Origin of the sequence: Gracilimonas sp. BCB1 (assembly GCF_040117685.2) — a bacterium.
Taxonomy (GTDB): Bacteria; Bacteroidota; Rhodothermia; order Balneolales; family Balneolaceae; genus Gracilimonas.
This window is the reverse complement of record NZ_JBEDYP020000010.1, coordinates 113,281-136,095: the sequence shown is the minus strand read 5'-3', so window position 1 is coordinate 136,095 and position 22,815 is coordinate 113,281. Positions and strand designations below refer to the sequence as shown.

The window sequence follows — 22,815 nt, the reverse complement described above, 5'->3', positions numbered from 1 at the left end:
CTGTTGAAGATCCGACCAAAGCTCTTTTATTTCTTATTGGGATTGATCATTGCCGGCATGGTGGCTTGTGCTACGCCTATAGCTCCTACAGGCGGACCGGCAGATAAAACCGGCCCCAAAGTTGAGTTCACTTCTCCGGAAACAGGAACTACAAATTTTGACGGACGCAGCTTCGTATTTCAATTCAATGAATTTATCGGACGATCATCCGTGCAGGGTGCCATAACTGTAGAACCTGATTTAGGGATAGATTATGATGTATCCTGGAGCAGAAAAACGATGACCATAGAGTTTGAAGAACGCTTTCCGGATTCCACCACGGTTATCATAAAACTTGGCACCGACCTGGCCGATACCCGCGGAAATAAAATGGAACGCCCGGTTACCCTTGCCATCTCAACCGGAGATGAAATAGACGAAGGTAAAATCATGGGGCGGATTAGAATGGCTGAGGATGGTACAGGAGCGGGAGATCGAAGAGTTCTTTTATATCGTCAGCCTATTGATTTAAGCAGTAAAGCCAGTTACGAAGCCCAAACAGATACAGGCGGCGTATTCCGGTTTTCATACCTGGCAGAAGGTAGATACAAAGCCCTTTTAGTTGATGACCGCAACCGAAATAAGATTTGGGATCGGGGAAATGAGTCAGCCTATCCGTTTTTTCAGGAGTTTATTGATCTGGAAAAAGCAGACAGTGATACCCTGGATGTAATTTATGTAACTGAGGTAGACTCGGTTGCCCCAACACTACAGGGCGTGGGGTTATTTTCTACCAACCGTATGCGCCTGAGGTTTAGTGAGAATATCAGTATTGAAGATGATTTTGAATTAGTGATTGAAGACTCGGCCGGACAAAATTATACGACTGCCTACCCGCTATATATCCCCGAAAGTGAGCCTTTCGTGGCTTTTGCACAAAGCCAAGAGCCTTTGCTGGAAGATGAAGAATACAGGCTTCGTCTCTCGGGTTTTACCGATAAAACCGGAAACCCGCTTAAAACAGAAGAGATGGAATTTTCGGGAACCTCTCAGGAAGATACAACCCGTCAGCGCATAATATCTGCCAATGGGACGAATGGCTTGTTGCAGGATGAAGTCTTCAAAGTGACCTATGCTGCTCCGATAACAGAACCGGAAGTCACAGACTCCCTCGTTGTAATCGAAGGTCAGGTGGATTTTGAGAACTGGCCCGAAGTTCAAACCAACCGAAATGAATTATGGATTTCACCACAGAGAGAATGGATTGAAGGAGTGGATTATCAATTCCTGGTTTGGAATCCAAAAACGCTCAGAAGGAAATTGTTTGAGCCGGAAGTGTGGGATTCTACCGAATACGGTGATATTGAAATCAACCTCCAAAATGTAGATTCAACCGATATTTATTATGTTCAATTGCTGTCGCCGGGAGGAGAAGAACGGGGATATACCTCATTTGGTCAGTCAACAGTGCTTACGGGTTTGCCCCCGCTTTCTTATACTCTTATTCTATTCAGGGATGATAATGGAAACGAGAAATGGGATCGGGGCACGGTTAATCCATTTAACGCTCCCGAGCACTATTATGTGCAGCGGAATTTAAAGGTTCAGGAAGGCTTTACTTCAGAAGTAAACATTACATTCGATTAAAACATGAAAGAACTGCTTTCAACTTATATAGACGAAATCTGGCACCTGCCTATTCTTATAGGGGTGATTATACTTTTTACTATCGTAATTGCCGCAGTTACCTCGAAGGTTTTGAATGCCATTATCAAACGGAACCGAGAGGCGGAAGACAATGATGACGTAACCAGCCTGGTGTTTTTTAAGCGCTCTATCATTGTTCTTATTTACCTGGCCGGAATCAGTTTCGCTATTTATATGATACCCCAGCTTCGGGTTATTGCAGCTTCTCTGCTGGCGGGTGCAGGATTATTGGCCGTAGCGGTTGGTTTTGCATCACAGGCAGCTCTTTCTAATGTGATAAGTGGGTTATTCATTGTTCTGTTCAAGCCCTACAAGATTTCTGACCGGATTGAGGTCAGGACCGATTTAACCGGTGTTGTTGAGGATATTAACCTCCGCCATACAGTAATCAGAAACTTCGAGAATAAGCGCATTATCATTCCCAACTCTGTGATCAGCAATGAGGTGGTCATCAATTCAAACTACGAGGATAACAAGATCTGTAAATGGATTGATATGGGCATCAGTTACGATTCTGACATTGATCTGGCCAAGAAGATTATGAAGGAAGAGGTGCTGAAGCATCCGAACTTTGTGGATGTTCGTACGGAAGAACAAATTGCGGCCGGGGATGATATTGTGCCTGTACGTGTTGTCATGATGGGAGAATCATCCGTGAACTTAAGAGCATGGAGTTGGGCAGAAAACCCACCGGATGCGTTTATTATGGGTTGTGACCTGTTGGAAAGCATAAAAAAACGATTTGACGCTGAAGGAATCGAAATACCGTTCCCATATCGAACATTGGTTTATAAAAACAGTGCACCAAAAAGCGTGGAAGGCAAAGAAAACGCCTCAACCTGACTAAGTTATAATATTACAGAAGGCACTTAATACTTCCTGATCATTTCCATATCTTATGGAACCGCTTCCACTATCAAGAAAAAAGATTATGTCGGTAAAAACGAAAACATCACCAGCTAAGAAAGCTGCAGCAAAATCAGATAAGAATAATCATGTGCAGGAGCCGTATCAGGCCGAGCATAAAATTCGTTTTGTGACGGCTGCCAGTTTGTTTGACGGGCATGATGCCAGTATCAACATTATGCGCCGAATTTTGCAAAGCAGCGGGGCAGAGGTCATTCACCTTGGTCATAATCGCTCGGTTCATGAAATTGTGAACTGTGCCATTCAGGAAGATGCCCAGGGGATTGCCATCAGCTCGTACCAGGGCGGACATGTGGAGTACTTCAAATACATGATTGAACTGCTTGAAGAGCACGGTGCCGGCCATATCAAAGTATTTGGCGGTGGCGGCGGTGTTATTGTAGGGGATGAAATTGAAGAGCTCCATAATGCAGGTGTTACCCGAATCTTTTCCGTGGAAGACGGAAGTAAGATGGGGCTGCAGGGCATGATCAATTTCATGTTGGAAGAATGTGACTTCGACCCTATATCAGTAGCCAAACCTGAGTTAAAGAAGCTGAAGAAACGCGATACCATTACACTTTCCAGGTCGCTGACGGCTATCGAGAATGAACACGAAGATATTTTAGAGCTTAAAGAGGGTAAGCTCCTCGATGGGCAGGGCAAAGAAATTGAGTTGTCCGAGAAAACTATCCCCCTCGTTGGAATTACAGGAACCGGTGGGGCAGGGAAAAGCTCGCTTACCGATGAGCTCGTACGTCGGTTTTTAACGGAATTTGAAGACCTGACTATCGGAATCATCTCGGTTGACCCTTCTAAAGTTAAAACAGGCGGAGCCTTGTTGGGTGACCGCATCCGAATGAACAGCATCGATACCGACCGGGTGTTTATGCGGAGTATGGCTACCCGTGCTTCTAACCGTTCTACCAGTAAAGGATTGCTCGGAGCTATTGAGTTGTATAAAGCAGCCGGATTTGACCTTATAATTGTGGAAACCTCCGGAATCGGACAAAGTGGTACCGAGATTGTGGATATCACCGAAATTCCGATGTACGTGATGACGAGTGAGTACGGAGCGGCCACACAGCTTGAGAAAATCAACATGCTGGATCTGGCCGAATTGGTGGTTCTCAACAAGTTTGAAAAGAAAGGCTCGCTGGATGCACTCAGGGATGTGCGCAAGCAAATGATTCGAAATACCGGCTCATGGCATGCCAAGCAGGAAGACATGCCGGTTTACCCGACCATCGCTGCTCAGTTCAATGATGAAGGCGTGAACCGTTTGTTTAAGGCACTAGTAGATAAGATCAACGGTCATTATGATATAGGCTGGGAGACAAAGATTTACACCAATCCCAAGCCGGCTGAAGATATTCAGGCTCAGGCTATTATCCCCGGTAAGCGGGTTCGATACCTATCTGAGATTTCAGAAACCGTACGCGATTACCACGAATGGGTGGAGGAGCAAGTGGATGCTGCTTCCAAGCTGGATCAGGTTTCAGGAACCATCGATCAGCTGGAAAGCTGGAATCCGGATGAGAAGCAGGTGATGCAGGATAATCTGGCTAAAATGCGGGAGCACTGGCTTTCTAAACTGGATACTCTTCCAAGGAATGTCCTGGAAGGATGGGACGAGCTTTTTGAACAATACCAGCAGGAGCATTTTGAGGTTCAAATCCGAGACAAGACCTTTAAAAATAAATTATATCGAGAGTCACTGAGTGGACTCCAGATTCCCCGGGTAGCTCTTCCGAAAACAAAGAATAAAGGAGAGCAGCTGAAGTTTGCCCTGAAGGAAAATCTGCCCGGTTACTTCCCTTATACCGCCGGTGTTTTTCCATTTAAGCGGGAGGGAGAAGACCCAACCCGAATGTTCGCCGGTGAAGGAACCCCCGAACGAACCAACAAGCGCTTTCACTACGTGAGTGAAGGAATGCCTGCGGCCCGGCTTTCTACGGCTTTTGACTCGGTAACACTGTACGGTGAAGACCCGGGATATCGGCCGGATATTTACGGTAAAATCGGGAACTCCGGTGTTAGCATTTGTACCGTGGATGATATGAAGAAGCTGTATTCCGGCTTTGAGCTGACTTCTCCCAAAACATCGGTATCGATGACCATCAACGGTCCGGCGCCTATGATACTCGCCATGTTTATGAATACGGCCATTGATCAGGAAGTAGAGCGATACCTGAAAGAAAACGGCAAATGGAATGAAGCGAAGAAAAAAATCAAAGCCTACTTCGAGGAGCGAGGCATAGAGCAACCACAATACAGCAATGAAATTCCGGAAGGAAATGATGAGTTCGGTTTAGCTACGCTGGGTATTTCAGGTGATAACCTGCTGCCGGAAAGCACTTACAATGAGATTAAGGAAAAGACTCTGAGTGTAGTTCGCGGAACCGTTCAGGCCGATATTCTGAAGGAAGATCAGGCGCAGAACACCTGTATCTTCTCCACCGAATTTGCCCTTAAGATGATGGGCGACATTCAGACCTATTTCACTGAGCATAACGTCCGTAATTACTATTCGGTTTCTATTTCCGGTTACCATATTGCCGAGGCCGGTGCCAACCCCATTACCCAGGCAGCCTTTACGCTGGCCAACGGGTTTACCTTTGTGGAATATTACCTGGCTCGCGGACTGGATGTAGATGATTTTGCCCATAACCTGTCGTTCTTCTTCAGTAACGGACTTGACCCCGAATATGCGGTGATCGGCCGTGTAGCGAGACGTATCTGGGCCGTAGCTATGAAGAATAAGTACGAAGCCAACGATCGATCACAGAAGCTGAAGTACCACATTCAAACCAGTGGCCGCTCGCTGCATGCCCAGGAGATTCAGTTTAACGATATCCGTACAACCTTGCAGGCATTATTGGCGATATATGATAATTGTAACTCGTTGCACACCAACGCCTATGATGAAGCCATTACCACTCCAACAGAGGAGTCTGTTCGTCGTGCTCTGGCCATTCAAATGATCATCAATAAAGAGTTGGGTACGGCTAAAAATGAGAACATAAACCAAGGTTCATACTTCATAGATGAGCTGACGGATCTGGTGGAAGAAGCCATTCTTACGGAGTTCGATCGTATCACTGAGCGGGGCGGTGTACTCGGCGCAATGGAGAATATGTATCAGCGCGGTAAGATTCAGGATGAATCGCTCTATTATGAATCCAAAAAACACTCCGGCGAGCTTCCGATTATTGGTGTGAATACCTTCCAGAAAGAAGGCGAAGGGGAAGAAGGCGATAAAGAAATCGATCTGATACGTTCTACTGAAGAAGAGAAACGCCAGCAGATTGAAAACCTTGAGCAGTTCTGGAAGCGGAACGAAAAAGACGCCGATGAGGCCATCGAGCGACTCAAAGAAGTAGCCCGAAATAACGGCAACTTATTTGAAGAGCTAATGGAAACGGTGAAAGTAGCCTCACTTGGACAAATTTCTCATGCCTTGTACGAAGTGGGTGGGCAGTATCGGCGTAACATGTGATCACTGATTTGTGGGATTGTTGGATTTTGGAGATTCGTATTTTTGTTAATCGTTATTCGAAATTTGGTTCATTATAGTGCTGTTTGATTTGCGAGATCGATTAGCGATGGACGATTGTATTACCCAAAATGTCAAACTCAGGTACTATTCTACCTATTGCCACTCATCTATTCCGGTAAACAAGCGAAGTCCTTCAGGGCTTCGCGTAATAAGCACTAATGTTTAAATGGGACCTGCTTTCTATCCGATCATCAATGGCTATTCAACCTGAATTAGCTATATTCACCGCATGAAAAATATAGCCGTACTATTTCTATTCCTCATTGCCTTCCAATCATTCGCAGCCGCCCAAATTCCAAAAGAAGGAATCTGGAAAGGAACCATTGTATATAGTAATGAGGAGATCCCTTTTCAGTTTGAGGTGCATTACCCTAAGGATTCCGAATCACCAGAATTCACTTTTATTAATGGAGAAGACCGGGCTACACTGGAAGCAACCGTCCGAAACGACAGCCTGATTATTCCCATGTTTGGTTTCGATATCACCCTGAAAATGAAACAAGGTTCTGATAGGATGGAAGGGAGGCTTTTTAAGCATTACCGGAATCAAAGCTACCCGTTCAGATCGGAATATGGATTACCTCGCTATAATGTCAAAGAAGAGAAAGACCCCATAGAAGTGGGAAAACGCTGGGATATGACTGTTAATAAGGGCAGAAGTAGTGAATATCCCGCGGTGGGTTTGTTTGAACAGAGTGGAAATCGGGTGACCGGCACCATTATGACGGAAGTGAGTGATTACCGGTTTTTCGAAGGAAAGGTGGAAGGCAACAGCATAGAGCTGTCAACTTTTGACGGAGTGCATTCCTTTCTGCTGCGAGGAACCTATTCTGAAAGTGATAAAAGGTGGAGCGGCGAACTGGTATTGGATAATGGATACTCACGTCCATGGATTGCAGGCAGGGATGATTCAGCAAGCCTTCCCGATCCATTTGAAATGGTCGATTTAACCGGCAAGAATATAAAACCGGATCTGGAAAGTCTACCGGTTCTGGCTCATCAGGAGATCAACCCGGATACATATGAGGGCAAAGTGCTTATCGTTCAGCTAATGGGAACTTGGTGTTCAAACAGTCAGGATCAAACCCGGTACCTGACACAATGGGTTGCTGAAAATCCGGATAAAAACGTGGAAATACTGGCGGTGAACTACGAAGCGAATTACTCGGCTGCCTACGGGCTGAATCGCATTGAAACTTACAAAGACCGCCTTGATGTACCCTATAAAATGATTCTCGGTGGCTCTCTATCAAAAACCAAAGCAGCTGAGGCCTTTTCATTTATGGATGAAATAGTAGCTTTCCCAACATTGATATTCATTGATAAAAAGGGCTATGCCCGGTATGTACACAGCTATTTTACCGGTCCGGCAACAGGTGTTTACTACGAGGATTTCGATCAGCGATTTAATGCTATCGTTGAAGAGCTGACGCGTAAGTAGTTCGTTAATCGTTATTCGAATATGGCTTCCTTGCACGCGAGATTCCCTTAGCTTTTGTATACTATATCCACTGAATCAATAGCCAATAATCCATATTTTTATGTCCTTTGCTACACTCATAGTTCTTGCGCTCGCCGGTATTACGTCTATCTTTCTTTTCGGGATGATCTACATAGGAGCCAAAAATCGAAGTCAGATGCAGAGTATGGAAAGCAATTTAAAAGAATCAACTTCCGTGATGAAGGGAGACTTCAAAGCTATTATCAACGCGCTGGAGGGAAGTGAAAAACAGCAAGAGCGAATTCTAAGCAGATTAGAAAATTTGGAGACTATTGTAACGAGCGAAGCCTGGGACGCTATTCAAGCCGGGGAGGATGAAGAAACGATAGACCTTTACCTCAACGAAGAAGAAGAAAATATTCCTGATTCTGAAGAAGCTGTCAAAAGAATGGTGAAGAGAATTAAACAGTAGGATGAATGGTCCACTCAGTGTTTAATTTTTCTTGAGGGTAGCTTCTCAATTCTATGATGGGTAATTCCCTCTATTTGATATTGCCACCGCAATTATATATAGTGTGAGTAATGTGTAAGGGGTTAACAAAATCATAGAGTTATGAAGATCATAAATTTAATTTTTTTATCGCTATTCCTAGTATTTACTGCAAGCTGCTCCAATAGTCTTTCTGATGATGAAAAGGAGAATGAAGAAGATCTTGCACTGAAGTCTGAAATTGAAGGGCAATGGGAGCTGGAAAATACAATCCGGACTTTTAATGCCGATGGCACTTATTCCGATTCAACGATTCAAGCCAGGAGCAGAACCATACAAACAGCAGAAGGCGAACAAACTATAACCTACACTGTATGTGATGAGGAGTATGACAATGAAATGTATCTGGAAAAAGTAGTACAAGGTACATATGAAGTGAAGGATGGAATCCTGAGAGTCGAGGCGGCTAATCTGGTATTTGCCTGCAACCCGATAGATGGTAATGTTTACAAGCCTTATTTTGATTCGAGAATTGCGGTAGAAGGTAGAACTTTAAATGTTACTCAGGCGCGGGTATTTAACCGAGGCTCATCAGGAAGTGGATTGGAAGGAACGTGGGAGACTAATTATACAGCTTATCTGCAAAGTACCATGTTAGAGACAGGTGCTGAAGTAAATGAATTGACAGAAAAAGTAATTTTTGCTGAAAATTCAAACACCTTTCAACAAGTGATAACCGGATATCCAACCGGAGAAGCTTCTTACGAAATGGAATATGAGTATAACGCACCCGAGCTGAACGTAAACTCCGGAAATGATTCCTGGGATGTTGAAATTGACGGTGATACAATGACCTGGATTTATAATTCACATACCGAGGGGTGGGCGAAAGTTCAATAAACGTTATTCGTAAATTGGATTATCACGGTTCTGATTGATTTGCGACAGTTTGATTACCGATTTGCGATAGACGAAAGGGTTAACTCAGGTGCCGTTTTATATACAAGCTCAATTCTATTCAGGTAAACAAGCGAAGTCTTTCAGAGCTTCTCAAAGAAATAGGTTTTCCTTGGTACAATCTTAGCTCCGCAATTCATACATTCGGTACATGTCATCCCAAAAAGACAAACATAGCAATCGTATCAAGAATCATCTGCATAACAACGATGCACAACAGAATCCGGAAATAGATTTCGGCTCCGGAGGTGAAGGTCCTCAGGAAGAGGATGGATTTTTGAATTACGTCCGCCCGGAATTCAACGATACTAAAAAGGGCACCCTGAAAAGGGATACCATTGTTTTAGGTGTATTTTTGGTGATTTTCTTTTTATGGTTTAACGACTGGAAGCCGCTTGAAACACTGGGAATAGCAGGAAATAGTGGACAGGTGACTGAAGTTGTACAAAATCCGTCGGGTCTATCTGTGGGAATACTGGAGTATATTGATGACGTTGACGCGTTTGATTTTGATGAAACCCCGGACCAGAATCAAATTATGGCATTGTATCAAAACGAGGTGCCTGTGGAGTATATGCGTGAGCTGGAACGCGCCGATTTTCTTGAGGAATTAAATTACTCTGCACTTATTGGTTTACATGCCAACGGTGTGCCGGCCGAGTATATCCGAACACTGCAACGCATTGACTATCTGGATGAGCTGGATTACGTGGGCGTTATCGGGTTGTACTCCAATGGGGTAACCGGAGAGTACCTAAGGGGGTTAAGTCGGGTAGATTTACTCGAAAATTTAGACTATCCCGGTGTTGTTGGATTATATGCGAATGAAGTTCCTTTAGGGTATCTACGTACACTTAGCAGGTACGACTACCTGGAAGAATTGGATTATTCAGGGATTATAGCCCTCCATGCTAATGGAGTAACTGAAGATTTCATTAGTGAGCTTGGCCGAAGGGATATGCTTGAGAATATGAACCCCTCAGAAGTGATCAATCTGTATCAGAATAATTAGCCTGCCTCTATAGTTTATTACAGGATATCTTCCAGGTGGGATAAGTGAAGGTCTCTGTGGTATTAACCCACTCACCAATCCATTCAAAACTCTCATCGGTTATTTCTGAAAATGTAAGACGGTAGAATCCCTCGGTGCCATTGGGAGCGGCCTGTTCGCGATAAAGAACGATGCTGCTATCTTCACTTTTAGAGCCTTCCCATGCCGGTAAAACAGATGGTGCCGAACCTGAAGAATAATAATGCACATACCATTTGGCACTGTCTGCATTAAATTGTCTGATACTTCCCGAATGAGCGCCGTCTTCCTTAAGGGTTTCGTCCTGTACCGCCATCCCGTTCATGATATACTTGAAAGTCCAGGTCATAGATACCGCATCATTCCAGGAACCATCTGCAGCCCGGTTTTGAGAAGTGCAGGAACTTTCGCCAATCAGTTCTTCAAAATCTCCAACCTGTTCAGGGGCTTCAGGGTTTAATGTGCCATAGGGGTTGGCAGGAGAAGGTTCGAAACTATATTGAGCAAGGCAGGGTAAGCTCAATATAAAAGTGAAAAAAAATATCAGTAAGAATTTGTTCATTATGGGAGAGGTTAAAAGAGCATTTCAGTAAAAGAGTAAAGCTCTACGGGATTATTTCCAATAAAGATTCAAGCGTGATTTTGGATTGCATTATGCTCTTACAATAATTCTAAACTTCCGATTAGATGACCGTTCTTTGTTATTCGGTTGGTTCTTTTGGTAAACAGCAGACCTTTATAAAGTATATACAGGTAAAATTTTATTCGTGAATGAAGAGAGCGCGCTTGACAACATAAAAATCGTGTCTGTGAACGAAATACCCACCTTTAGGCTTTAGAAAAGCGCTTTCAATGCTCCTGTATATACATTGTTAATATTGCCATTCGCACTCTACAGGACTATAGTTAGCGCAGTTAATTCGGACGATTAATGATTGTCTACCACTTTTTGTCTGTTACCAGAAATCAATAGAAAGGAATAAAATGAAGAAAACAGCTTCTCTAATACTTGTCTTTTTATTTGCCTCGACTCTGGCATTTGGACAATCTGAAAACGTAAAAGTCCAAAAAACAAACGAAGAGTGGACACTTCTTATCGACGGTGAACCTCAGATCATTAATGGAATGAACTGGGATTATTTTCCCCGCGGAACCAATTACGCTTACAGTCTGTGGAACCAGTCTCCTGAATTTATACAGCAGGCGCTTGATTACGAGATGTCTTTGCTCAAGAATATGGGGGTAAATGCAATACGGGTTTACACCGGTATTCCTAAGCGGTGGATCACCTATATCTATGAAAATTACGGCATCTACACGATGCTTAATCATTCATTTGGCCGATATGGACTCACTATCGACGGTTCATGGATGGCAAACACCGAGTATTCAGATGAAAGAGTACGAGAGTTATTACTGGATGAGGTTACAACACTTGCAGAAGAATATAAAGGGACTCCCGGCCTGCTGCTTTACCTGTTAGGCAATGAAAATAACTACGGGCTTTTCTGGGGAGGAGCCGAAACGGAAGACATTCCAATCGAAGACAGAAAATCTACCATTCGGGCACGGGCAATGTACAAGTTGTTTAATGAAGCAGCAGTGGCGATGAAGCAAATTGATGATAGCCGCCCCGTGGCGATGTGTAACGGAGATCTTCTATTCTTGGATTTAATCGTTGAACTGGCACCGGATGTCGATATTTTTGGTACAAATACCTACCGTGGAATGACCTTCACGGATCTTTATGAAAGAGTAGCCAATGAATATGATAAGCCGGTTCTGCTTACCGAATTCGGCTCTGATGCATTCAATGCCCGAACCTTACAAGAGGCTCAGGCAGCCCAGGCCAGGTACCTGTACAGCAATTGGAAAGAAATTTACAACAACGCCGCAGGTTTAGGAGGAAGTGATAACTCAATAGGTGGTTTTACTTTTCAGTTTAGTGACGGCTGGTGGAAGTATGGCCAAACCGAAAACCTTGACGTGCACGACACCAATGCTTCCTGGGCTAACGGCGGGTACCAGTTTGATTTTGCAGAAGGGCAGAATAACATGAATGAGGAATGGTTTGGTATCATGGCTAAAGGTCCGACTACATTGGCGGGCTTTTATGAGCTTTATCCAAGAGCCGCTTATTATGTGCTGAAAGATATTCATGAGTTTGACCCTTATGCGGATGAAGTAAATGTAACGACTTTAGAAGAACACTTTGCCGATGTTTCAATCATTGATGCTACTCTTAGAACTAAATCATCAGGAAGTGCTGCCGGTAGCTCAGACCTTATTTCGCTGAGCCGTTTCTCTGCTACCTTCGAAACGTTTAATACAGGCGGAAGCCTCATAACCACGCCTTCAGATGAAGATCTGGACCGAATTGCATTTCCGGATGAACTTGGTTTTGATCACATGCAATCCTTCTTTATCGGCGTTGAGGCTAAACCCAGCCCGAATATGAGAGCAGAGGTTGTGACGAACATTCTTGGCAACGTAGCTGAAAACCCAATAGATGAAATTTTTTATGAGAATCGTGGAAGGGCAGTAGAACTGTTAGGGCAGAATGAAGCTATTACTGTAGAATCATTAAACCGCGTTCAAATATACAGCGCCAGTTATAGCTGGAATCAGGATTATTTCAATATAGACGGATTCTATAGAACCGGGCACTATCACTGGGGATATGAAGGAGACTTTTTTGGGCTATACCCGGAAGCCAACTATGGAGATCAGATTGATATCTATAATGGTATTGCACCTTTTGGATTTGAGGCGGAAGGGAAGAAAATGTTTGAAGGCTTTAAACTAGCATTTGGTCCGCAGTTGTGGTGGGGAGCCAACCCGTCAGTATTACTTAAATATTCTACAAACATAGGCCAAACTGACCTAACCGGAGTCTATCATGAAGATATTGAGAGACAGGGGCTAACCGGAAGCTCTTTTGCAATTCCTCAACCAAAAACCCGAAGGTTTACCCTGTATGCGGGCCGCGATTTTGGGAATTTTGGGTTAGAATTGGGTGGTATCTGGGCCGGCCAGCCGCTGAATGGCAGGGAGTTTCAGTTGGTCCGTGAACAACCTGATGGCAGCTACAATGTTTATGTAGATGAAATCGGTACTATGGACAATTTCGGAGGAAAGGTTAAGGTCACTTACTCCAAAGGATTGTTCAATTGGTATGCACAGTCTGCCATTATGGGACTTGTAGCCAATGGCGGGGCCGATCAAACTATGACCTTCACAGGATGGCGATTAAAGGACAGCGGCAGCGGGAATCAGTATAATGTGCTCTCAGGCTTCACTTATAACTTGGGTAACCTGCAGATTGCCCCCAACTTCTTATGGCAAAAACCTATTGAAGGCCCTATTCCTTCTGATGTTGACGCCCCGGCCAGGCCTCGAAATATTTTGTCTGATCCGTTTATCGTGCGGGCCAACAGGGAGCAGATTTCAGGGGAATTACTGCTGACATACGATCCAACTCCCGGAACCTACATGTACGAATGGAATAACGATGCTGCAGAAGATGCCGGCTTTGCGATGAGCCTTGGTTTTGTGTTCCGCCACTTACCTACAACGCAGGACGCTGCCGTCGGTATTCTGCCTGATGGCCGAACATTTTTCCCATTTCCCGGAGCACCTCCTGCCAGAGACCTTTGGGAAGTAAACACACGCATCGTATCAAAAGTAAGCAGGGATCTTGGGTTTATCGCCAATCTGTATGGCGGTGATGCACAGGCAAGAGGTAGTGACCCGAGGCTCATTACCCGTTTTGGAGGTGATGTACGCATGATCTACAAGAATCTTAAGGCCAGTACATTTGTGAAAGTTAATGACTGGGGACCCTATGATTACCACCGTGATTTTAACCTGACCTTCCCGCTGCAGCTGATGGCAGATATCTCAACCTACATCAGTCGGCCTGACTGGTTCAATCTTCCATCCACCAGGATGGGGATCCGGGCAACCTGGAGATCGCTAAACGATTTCTCGCCACGATATGCCCCAACCTACACAACCAATGTAAGCGGGGAACGAGTACCTGATCCAACGGCTCCAGGATTTGATAACGGTACGGAATGGGAGTTCAGAACATACATCCAAATTGATATAACCAATTAAACAGAGGCTGATAACATGAATACAATGGTTTTTAAAAGCACCCAACGTACGATACTCGCGAGCTTGCTGATCATGTTTTTGGCAACAGGTTGTGAACGCTCCGTAGATGGACTTGAAGAGCCGGGTTTTACCACTAATCCTGAAGTTTACATTGATGGTTTTAGCTCGGGGCTGGAATACTTCCCCTTTGCTGATTCTAAACAGGATGCTTTCAGCGTAGATAAGGATGTTACTTATGATAACAGTCAGTCTTCCATGCGTTTCGACATCCCCAATGTCGGAAATCCCTCCGGTTCCTATTCAGGTGCCATATTTCGGGATGAAAACGGAGGGCGTGACCTAACCGGCTACAATGCGCTCACCTTTTACGCCAAAGCTACAACGGCTGGAACAGTCAATGAAATAGGGTTTGGGCAAGACTTTATGGGTAACGAGTATCAGGTCGTTCGTAGTGGACTCAGGCTGGCAACTTACTGGCAAAAGTACATCATTCCAATTCCTGATGCTTCTGTGTTGACTGCAGAGCAGGGGATGTTCTGGTATGCAGAAGGCCCTGAAGGTGGAGACGGTTATTCTTTTTGGGTAGATGAGTTGAAGTACGAAAACCTTGGCACTATTGCACAACCCCGCCCTGCCATTAACAATGGGAATGATGAGTCACAAACTACATTTATAGGTACAACTATTCAGATACCAGGACTTACCTTCACAATTAATCAAGCTAACGGAGTGGACGTAACGGTGGGTGCAGCCCCTGCTTACTATAGCTTTAGCTCTTCAAACACTGATGTGGCTACCGTTGACGGTAACGGAACAGTTTCGGTTGTAGGGCAGGGTACGGCAGAAATCACCGCAAGCCTTAATGGTATTGATGCCGATGGGTCTCTGACGGTAGAATCAATCGGTTCTTTTACACCAGCTCCAACCCCTACAGAGGATCCGGATAACGTGATATCTATTTTCAGTGATGCTTATGAGAACGTTCCCGTTGATTTCTACAATGGTTTCTACGCACCGTTCCAGACTACAACCTCCAACGATTTCTCGGTGAATGGCGACAATGTGCTGAATTACGAGAACTTCAATTTTGTAGGCATCGAGTTCAATCAGAATGTGCCCACTATAGATGCCAGCAATATGAATACGCTTAGTGTAGATATCTATCTGCCTAACGATGTGCCATCAGGTTCAGCCTTTGCAGTTAACCTGAGGGATTTTGGAGCTGATGATTCATTTGGAGGAGGCGACGATACCATTGCATCCACGGTAATAAATACCGGAAGTAATCCGGCACTGGTATCCGGACAGTGGATTACCATCCAACTTGATATCTCAGGTATGACCAATAAATCGAACCTGGGGCAAATAGTATTTGATTCAGATCAGGGACCTGCACTTCAGGGCGCTACCATCTACGTGGATAACATTTACATGTATCAGTAAAACCAGAAGAGGAATTCATTGTTCAACGCAAATCATTTAGATATGGCAACCTTCCGGCTAATCATAACCGTTGCACTAATTGGATCACTGGGTTTCGGGTGTGATGATAACAACGCATCCGAAAAGCCCTACACCAATGTGGTTTGGGAGGATGAATTTGAGACGGAGGGCAGCCCGGATTCTGAAAAGTGGAATTTCGACATCGGGACGGGCGTAGAGATTTTTGGCGTGCCCGGCTGGGGGAATAACGAGCTGCAATATTATACAGATCGTCCCGAAAATATCAGGGTACGTGATGGCATGCTGGAAATTACAGCAAGAGGAGAATCATATGAAGGATCAAATTACACCTCTGCCAAAATATTGACCCGCGATATTTTTGAAACAACCTATGGCCGTTTTGAAGCACGCATTATGTTACCGTTTGGTCAGGGTATATGGCCGGCATTCTGGTTGCTTGGGGATGATTCAGGAGGTTCAGTTGTATGGCCACAGATTGGTGAGATTGACATTATGGAGTATCGTGGCCAGCAGCCTACCATCATTCACGGAAGCGTTCACGGACCCGGTTATTCAGCCGGGCAAGCGGTAACGGATTCTTACCGTCTCGACAATGGCAGGTTTGATACAGACTTCTATGTCTTTGCGATTGAATGGGGTCCTGACTTCATCAGGTACTATGTAGATAATGAACTGTACAATGAGATTACCCCGGATGACGTGAGTGGGGAGTGGGTATTTAATGACAACACCTTCTACATGATTCTGAATGTAGCAGTAGGAGGAAGTTTTGTTGGCCCTCCTAATAGTAGTACCCCATTTCCGCAAACCATGTATGTAGACTATGTGAGAGTGTACTCCGAATAACACCTCTTTGACTCAAATAACTTTAACAAAAAACAAACAGAGCTTTAAGCAGTGCCGATTACCCAACAAGAATTATATAACGAAGAATGGTTCAAAATTTCTGATTCCGCCTCAATGCGTCCGTTTTTTATGAGTGTGGTCAGTAACTCGAACCACTGGATGTTTATTTCAAGTAACGGAGGGGTAACAGCCGGCCGCAAGAATGCTGAGTTTGCTCTGTTTCCGTATAACACGGATGATAAAATTACGGAGCTTGCTCACACAACAGGCAGTAAAACAATTTTTCAGGTTGTAAGGGAATCCGGAAAGATGATCTGGGAACCGTTTTCTAAGCGTAATGCCTATCGATTAAGAGTTACCCGTAATGTATATAAGAACCTATACGGTAATAAAATCCTGTTTGAAGAGGAGAATGAAGATCTTGGATTAACATTCAGATATCAATGGAATTCAAGTAACCTGTTTGGTTTTGTCAGGAAGGCTTCTCTTGTAAATCATACCTCCGCTAAGGTAAAAGTGCGGGTATTGGACGGTATGCAGAATATAATGCCACACGGAGTGAGTAGCGACCTTCAAAACAAGTCCAGTAACCTAGTTGATGCTTACAAACGTAGTGAACTCAACCCTGAAACAGGGCTGGGTATTTACGCACTTAGCGCCATCATTGTTGATAAAGCTGAACCCAGCGAGGCGTTGAAAGCCAATGTGGCATGGTCGAAAGGACTGGAAGATCCAACCTATTTATTGTCCTCTCTGCAGTTAGAGAAATTCCGAAATCAGGAAGCCATTCAGCAGGAAGAGGACGTTAAGGCAGAGAAAGGGGCATACTTTGTAGTATCAGACCTTAAGCTGGAGGCCGGTTCTTCTAAAGATTGGTTTATGGTTGCTAATGTGAACCAAAATCACCCTCAGGTTATCGCACTAGATACGGCTATACGGGAAGATGACGACCTGGAAGAAAAAGTGATGCAGGATGTGGAAGCAGGGACGGATAAGCTAAAAGAACTTGTGGCCGGAGCCGACGGTTTTCAGAAATCTTCTGATAAACTTAAAAATGCCCGGCATTACTCCAATGTACTCTTCAATATCATGCGGGGAGGTACTTTTGATCACAACTACGAAATTGAGAAAGAAGACTTTTCGAAGTATTTGCAGAATGCCAGCAAGAAAGTGTTCAACGCAAATCAAACGTTTATAGATGAGCTGGAGCTAAATTTCGATAAGGAAACCCTTTTTGAAAAGCTTTCAGCATCAAATGATCCCGACCTTGTAAGGCTCGGAAAGGAGTATTTGCCCCTCAAGTTCAGCAGAAGGCATGGGGATCCGAGCCGACCCTGGAACCAGTTTTCTATTAATACACATAGTGAAATTGACGGCTCTAAAATTCTGGATTACGAGGGTAACTGGAGAGATATATTTCAAAACTGGGAAGCGCTGGCACATTCTTATCCCGGTTTTATTGAAGGAATGATTTTCAAGTTCCTGAACGCCTCCACTTTTGACGGCTATAACCCATACCGGGTAACCAAGGATGGTTTTGATTGGGAAATTTCTGATCCTGAAGATCCATGGTCATACATCGGTTACTGGGGAGACCACCAAATTATTTATCTGCTGAAGTTTCTGGAGTTTTACCATAGTCATAATCCGGCTGCCCTTAGAGATTTGTTTAACGATGATGTTTTTGTGTATGCGAATATACCATACAGGATCAAGTCTTATCGGGAAATAGCGAAAGACCCCAAAAACACCATCGAATTTGACGAGAAAGCCGATGCGGCAATCCGTGAAAAAGTCGCTGAACTTGGTGCCGACGGAGCGTTGCTCAGCAGTAAAAAGCAGGATATCCACCGGGTAAACTTTATGGAAAAGATACTGGCAACGGTACTTACCAAAGTATCCAACTTCATTCCTGAAGCCGGAATATGGATGAACACCCAGCGCCCGGAGTGGAATGATGCAAACAATGCCCTGGTGGGTAACGGAGTGTCAATGGTTACTCTCTATTACCTCCGGCGCTTTATGAAATTTATGGAGCCACTGATCAAAAAATCAGACCATACTGATGTACTGGTTTCCGATGAATTGAAAGAACTCTTTGTCGGAATTCATGAAGTGTTAGACTCGAAGAAAGAAGTACTTGGCGATCATGTCGGTGATGCAGATCGCAAGCTGATTACAGAAGAACTCGGGAGGGCACATAGCAGATATCGAAATAAAATTTACACATTGGGTTTCTCGGGGGACAAATCCGCTTTAGCTGTGAAAGACATATCTGACTTTATATCGACTTCTCTTGCTTACCTGGAGCACACTATAGAGGCGAATGAGCGGGAAGACGGATTATACCATGCTTATAATCTTATGAGCATGGATGAGGAAGGTATTTCAATTTCCTATCTCGAGGAAATGCTGGAAGGTCAGGTTGCGGCTTTAAGTTCAGGATACTTAAGTGGAGAAGATGCAGCCCGTCTACTGGATGCACTCAGGAACAGTGCGTTATATCGAGAAGATCAGCAAAGCTATCTCCTGTATCCGAACAAAGACTTACCGGGTTTTCTGGAGAGAAATAATATTCCTGAAGAATCTTTCAAAAAATCCAAGCTATTAATGAAATTAGTTGAGGATGATGACCGGCAGATTATCAATAAAGATGTAAAAGGCGGGTACCATTTTAACGGGAATTTTAAGAATGCCCGTGACTTGAATTCAGCATTTGAGAATTTAAAATCTTCAAAGTATGGTTCTTTAGCAGAGAAAGACGAGCAGCTTGTTTTAAGTATATTTGAAGAGGTTTTTAATCATAAAGCATTTACCGGCAGGTCAGGAACTTTCTTTGCCTACGAAGGTCTGGGCTCCATTTACTGGCACATGGTATCAAAGCTTCATCTGGCTGTATACGAAGTGTGTGAGAAAGCCCATTCAGAAGAAGCAAGCGAACGGACCCGACAACAATTAGGCCAACACTTTGACGAAATTGGTAAAGGAATAGGAATCCATAAATCGCCGGAGCAATACGGTGCTTTTCCAACCGACCCTTATTCTCATACACCTTGGCACCGGGGAGCACAACAGCCCGGTATGACCGGACAGGTTAAAGAAGATATTCTGGTGCGAATAGGTGAACTGGGGATAAACATACGGGACGGTATGCTTGGTTTTGATCCGTTTCTTCTTAAAGAGGATGAGTTTATATCCGGTGAATCTACCTTTGAAGCCATTACAACGGAAAATGCCAAAAACCTGATCGAGCTGCCTGAGAAAAGTCTTGCCTTTACCTACTGTCAGGTTCCGGTTGTCTATTCTATTTCAGACTCTGAAAGCATACACATTGAGTTCAACGACGGCTCCCGGAAAAACTACGAGTCCTTGAAGCTGGATAAGGAAACCTCAGGTAAAATTTTCGGGCGCAATGGCGAGATACGCCAGGTATCCGTGAATCTGAATAAAAACCAACTCCGATAACTCCAAATTGATCGACATGAGCAAATCACTCACATACCTGCTGCTTTTACTAAGCCTGTTTCTGGTGAGCTGTACCGATCAATCAGAAGAAACTATGAAATCTGAGAACATTACAGCTGAAGAATTACTTTCCGACCCGGTTAACTATCCGGCCATTTCATACAGCGGGTATCGCGATATATCCCGTGATAGTGTGCCAAGCATTGCCGACCTGAAAGAAGACATGAAGTTGCTTTCTGCTCTGGGAATCAAAATCGTTAGAACCTATAACGTTTACCTGGAAGCGGTTCCCCGGCTGTTGCAGGCTATTCGTGAGATGAAAGAAGAGGACCCATCCTTTGAAATGTATGTTATGATGGGAGCCTGGATTGATGCCAAAAACGCATGGACGGACAAACCGGAAAGAATTAGGGATGAAAATAGTCCCCGCAATGCTGAAGAGATTGATCGGGCTGCAAAATTAGCTGCCGAATATCCTGATATCGTTAAGATAATTGCGGTAGGGAATGAGGCTATGGTGCACTGGCAAACCGATTACTACGTAGAGCCGGGCATTATTCTACAGTGGGTGAATCACCTTCAGGAACTGAAAAAGGAGGGTGAACTTCCTGAAGACCTTTGGATTACCAGTTCAGATAATTTTGCATCGTGGGGAGGGGGAAGCAGCAGCTATCACAAAGAAGACCTGAACAAATTGATTCAAGCTGTGGATTACATATCCATGCATACCTATCCCATGCACGACACCCATTATAACCCGGATTTTTGGGGAGTCAGGGATGACGAGGAAGACCTCAGCGATATGGAGAAAATAGAGAATGCGATGCAAAGATCGCTGGACTACTCGGTTTCTCAGTACCAAAGTGTGGTAGAATACATGAATGAGCAGGGAGTTGATAAGCAGGTTCATATTGGGGAAACCGGATGGGCAACCGTTTCTAACGGATTTTATGGAGAAGATGGCTCCAAAGCCACCGACGAATTTAAAATGGCCCGCTATCACGAACTGATTAGGGAATGGTCGGAAGAGAATGGTGTCTCTGTGTTCTATTTCGAGGCTTTTGACGAGAAATGGAAGGATGCAGCAAATCAGCTCGGCTCCGAGAATCACTTCGGGCTCATCAACCTGCAATCTGAAGCAAAGTATGTGATGTGGGATGAGGTGGATGCCGGGGTTTTTGATGGGCTGACAAGAGATGGTAAACCAATCACCAAAACATTTAATGGTGATCGTGATGAGTTAATGAAAACGGTGATGGTACCGCCCATCGACGCAGAAATTGAAGCTATTAAGCAAGAGGATTAACTCGATATGATTACTCAGGCACGTAACATCTCAATTCTATTCTTGGCAACTCTCATGGCTGCTTGCACAAACAATACTACGCTAGAAACAGAGATATATGAAACCTCCCGCAATGGTGAGAAACTATCACTGGTTGAAAGAAGCACAGACCAGGAAGCTTCTATCAATGTGATCTTAAATCCTGATGAAACCTATCAGGAAATTACCGGATTTGGAGGTTCATTTACTGAGGCGAGTGCTTATCTGCTTAATGAACTTAGCGACGAAAACAGGAATGAAATTCTTGAAGCCTATTTCGGGGATTCCGGAGCACGTTACTCACTCACTCGAACGCATATGAATTCCAGTGACTTTTCGCTGGGTAATTACTCATATGCGCCTGTTCCGGGCGATCGTACCCTTGAAAACTTCTCCATAGAAGAAGACCGGGATGATCTGATCCCGATGATCAAAGATGCGATGGCTGTATCCCGGGATGGCTTCAAGATTATTTCCTCTCCATGGACGGCTCCGCCCTGGATGAAAGACAACAACGACTGGAAGGGTGGAAAGTTACTTCCTGAGTATTACGACACCTGGGCATTATTCTTCTCAAAGTACCTGACTGCTTACAAAAAAGAAGGGATAGATGTATGGGGGATAACCGTAGAAAATGAACCTTTGGGTAACGATAGCAACTGGGACAGTATGCACTTCACACCCGAAGAAATGAATGAATTTGTGAAGGGGCATTTAGGGCCACAGCTGGAAAAAGATGGCTATTCTGAAATCAACATTCTTGGGTACGACCAAAACCGTCATGAAGAATTGATTGAATGGGTGGACGCCATGTACGATGATGAAGAGACGGCCAAATATTATGACGGAACGGCCGTGCACTGGTACGCCAGCACATACAAGATTTTTGCCAAAGAGTTGCAGTACGCTCACCGAAAAGCCCCCGGCAAGTATCTGATCCAAACCGAAGCTACCGTAGATGCGGAGATTCCGGCATGGAAAGACGATGACTGGTACTGGTCGAAAGAAGCGACGGACTGGGGCTGGGATTGGGCTCCGGAAGACAGAAAGCATCTTCATCCCAAATATGTGCCTGTTTACAGGTATGCCAGAGATATTATCGGGACTTTAAACAATTGGGTGGACGGCTGGATCGACTGGAATATGGTTCTTGACCGACAGGGTGGACCAAATTGGGCTGAGAACTGGTGTACAGCCCCTGTGATTGTAGATCCGGAGGCCGATGAAGTGTATTACACCCCGCTTTATTACACCATGGCGCATTTCAGTAAATATATCCGCCCCGGTGCAAAAAGAATTAAGCACAATCTATCAGATCAAACCAATACTGATGGCTTAATGCTTACGGCTGCCGAAAACCCTGACGGAAGTATAGCGGTGGTAGCTCTTAATCAGGCTAATACTGACAAAGTAATACAGCTTGGCCTGAATGGTGCTTCATCAGTAATAGAAATACCAGGGCAGGCTATACAAACTATTCTAATCAAGCAAAACTGAGAAGAAAGGAATCACGGAATAACTGAGGAAG

Annotated in this window: 14 protein-coding genes; 13 read left to right on the top strand and 1 reads right to left on the bottom strand. The window is 44.4% G+C overall.

Translation table 11 applies throughout. From position 1 onward, the window contains the following. The first annotated feature begins 3 nt into the window (after positions 1-3). The 7 genes from ABFW99_RS05575 (at position 4) to ABFW99_RS05545 (ending at position 10,051) form a co-directional block, all read left to right on the top strand. Positions 4-1,626, top strand: coding sequence for an Ig-like domain-containing protein (locus tag ABFW99_RS05575; protein WP_349355175.1), 1,623 nt, complete (start codon positions 4-6; stop codon positions 1,624-1,626). 3 nt (positions 1,627-1,629) lie between these two features. Beyond that, positions 1,630-2,529, top strand: a complete 900-nt coding sequence (locus ABFW99_RS05570; RefSeq protein WP_349355174.1) for a mechanosensitive ion channel family protein — start codon at positions 1,630-1,632, stop codon at positions 2,527-2,529. Positions 2,530-2,617: 88 nt separating this feature from the next. Beyond that, positions 2,618-6,091, top strand: coding sequence for a methylmalonyl-CoA mutase family protein (locus tag ABFW99_RS05565; RefSeq protein ID WP_349355173.1), 3,474 nt, complete (start codon positions 2,618-2,620; stop codon positions 6,089-6,091). A 289-nt stretch (positions 6,092-6,380) separates the two neighbouring features. Continuing rightward, the gene (locus tag ABFW99_RS05560; protein ID WP_349355172.1) at positions 6,381-7,592 is read left to right on the top strand and encodes a TlpA family protein disulfide reductase; all 1,212 of its coding nucleotides are present in this window, start codon (positions 6,381-6,383) and stop codon (positions 7,590-7,592) included. A gap of 100 nt (positions 7,593-7,692) precedes the next feature. After that, complete coding sequence (locus tag ABFW99_RS05555; protein WP_349355171.1) at positions 7,693-8,064, top strand: hypothetical protein; 372 nt, start codon at positions 7,693-7,695, stop codon at positions 8,062-8,064. Between the two features lie 141 nt (positions 8,065-8,205). Beyond that, on the top strand, positions 8,206-8,982 hold the full coding sequence (locus ABFW99_RS05550) for a hypothetical protein (protein WP_349355170.1): 777 nt from the start codon (positions 8,206-8,208) through the stop codon (positions 8,980-8,982). A 208-nt stretch (positions 8,983-9,190) separates the two neighbouring features. Then, positions 9,191-10,051: a hypothetical protein gene (locus ABFW99_RS05545; protein WP_349355169.1), complete on the top strand. Its 861-nt coding sequence runs from the start codon at positions 9,191-9,193 to the stop codon at positions 10,049-10,051. A gap of 7 nt (positions 10,052-10,058) precedes the next feature. Here ABFW99_RS05545 and ABFW99_RS05540 read toward each other — a convergent pair whose 3' ends face one another. Continuing rightward, entirely contained in the window at positions 10,059-10,631 is a 573-nt protein-coding gene (locus ABFW99_RS05540) for a hypothetical protein (RefSeq protein ID WP_349355168.1), read from the bottom strand. A 422-nt stretch (positions 10,632-11,053) separates the two neighbouring features. Here ABFW99_RS05540 and ABFW99_RS05535 point away from each other — a divergent pair, with 422 nt between their 5' ends. From ABFW99_RS05535 to ABFW99_RS05510, 6 genes are read left to right on the top strand one after another with little or no spacing between them, the layout of a single operon-like run. Continuing rightward, positions 11,054-14,188: a glycoside hydrolase family 2 TIM barrel-domain containing protein gene (locus ABFW99_RS05535; protein ID WP_349355167.1), complete on the top strand. Its 3,135-nt coding sequence runs from the start codon at positions 11,054-11,056 to the stop codon at positions 14,186-14,188. A 15-nt stretch (positions 14,189-14,203) separates the two neighbouring features. Next, positions 14,204-15,631, top strand: a complete 1,428-nt coding sequence (locus tag ABFW99_RS05530; RefSeq protein ID WP_349355166.1) for an Ig-like domain-containing protein — start codon at positions 14,204-14,206, stop codon at positions 15,629-15,631. A 42-nt stretch (positions 15,632-15,673) separates the two neighbouring features. Then, positions 15,674-16,498, top strand: a complete 825-nt coding sequence (locus tag ABFW99_RS05525; protein ID WP_349355165.1) for a glycoside hydrolase family 16 protein — start codon at positions 15,674-15,676, stop codon at positions 16,496-16,498. Positions 16,499-16,549: 51 nt separating this feature from the next. Next, positions 16,550-19,963 carry a hypothetical protein gene (locus tag ABFW99_RS05520; protein ID WP_349355164.1) on the top strand — a complete coding sequence of 1,138 codons (3,414 nt, stop codon included), beginning with the start codon at positions 16,550-16,552 and terminating at the stop codon, positions 19,961-19,963. 16 nt (positions 19,964-19,979) lie between these two features. After that, positions 19,980-21,269, top strand: coding sequence for a glycosyl hydrolase family 17 (locus ABFW99_RS05515; protein ID WP_349355163.1), 1,290 nt, complete (start codon positions 19,980-19,982; stop codon positions 21,267-21,269). A gap of 54 nt (positions 21,270-21,323) precedes the next feature. Beyond that, positions 21,324-22,784: a glycoside hydrolase family 30 protein gene (locus ABFW99_RS05510; protein WP_440707444.1), complete on the top strand. Its 1,461-nt coding sequence runs from the start codon at positions 21,324-21,326 to the stop codon at positions 22,782-22,784. Positions 22,785-22,815 lie beyond the last annotated feature (31 nt).